We start from the raw sequence: 243 nt of genomic DNA, 5'->3' as shown, positions 1-243 counted from the left end.
ATCGAGGGCAGCGTTCATCTCGGGGGTCAGCCGGCCAGGGACGTACCAGTTGTCCGCCTCCGACAACACGTGGGTTCCACAGGTGAGCCGCACCCGGCGATAGCGCACGCTCTCATCCGGACCGACCGCCAGGCGCTCGCGCTGCAGCGGGGTCGGAGCCTTGTCGATACCGGGCACGCGCACCGCGAGAATGCGGGGATCGGCGGCAAGCCCCCGCTCGGCGCACCAGGCCTCCAGAACGGC

1 protein-coding gene is annotated in these 243 nt (G+C 70.8%); it reads right to left on the bottom strand.

The annotated features are described in order from the left end of the window. Positions 1 to 243 (bottom strand): hypothetical protein (locus MXD60_RS26455; protein ID WP_248822414.1); only part of this gene is annotated, 243 nt, incomplete at both ends.

The sequence above is a fragment of the Frankia sp. AgB32 genome, assembly GCF_023243045.1.
Taxonomy (GTDB): Bacteria; Actinomycetota; Actinomycetes; order Frankiales; family Frankiaceae; genus Frankia.
Note: the sequence above shows the minus strand (reverse complement) of the source record. Positions and strands in the feature narration are given on the sequence as shown.